This window comes from Vibrio sp. 970 (assembly GCF_033339075.1).
Genome location: NZ_JAWOTW010000826.1, coordinates 1 through 516, shown reverse-complemented (window position 1 = coordinate 516; position 516 = coordinate 1). Strand labels below are relative to the sequence as shown.

Genomic DNA, 516 nt, shown 5'->3' with positions numbered 1-516 from the left:
GCTGTACCAACCGCCAAGACGATTGTCGCTAATGCTGCCGACTTTGGCCGATACAACCGCAAATTTCGGTGCACCACTGCGCTTCAAAAGTGGCGTGAAATACTTAGCGAGCAACATGCTTGGCAAGGTGTTAACGGCGATGTTTTGCAGAAAAAAGTCAGGCTCCACCATGCTGAGATTTTTCTCCGGACCTCTGTTTGACGTATGCAACATACCGGCACAGTTGATAACCCAATCAATACTTTTAACCGCTTGACTCAAATTTTTAACCTGCGTTTCATCCGTGACATCGACCTGGTGCCAAATCAAGGCTGAATGTTCATAATCAGGTGTTGTGCGCCGATAGGTCGCGTGAATTTGTGCCAGCGGAAAGCGCACTAGTGCTTCTTTGACCATCGCCAAACCAATCCCTCCGTTTCCATCGACGATCAAAATGTTCATCACAAATGCTCCAAATCCGCGATATAGCGTTCAGCCGTCTCAAGAATCGCTTGACGCTGCGAGGCTTCCATATTG

The 516-nt window shown here is 48.3% G+C and carries 1 protein-coding gene; it reads right to left on the bottom strand.

The genetic code is table 11. From position 1 onward, the window contains the following. The coding region (locus R7Q11_RS29420) for an SDR family NAD(P)-dependent oxidoreductase (RefSeq protein WP_225467374.1) at window positions 1–441 on the bottom strand (441 nt) is incomplete at its 3' end. Window positions 442–516 lie beyond the last annotated feature (75 nt).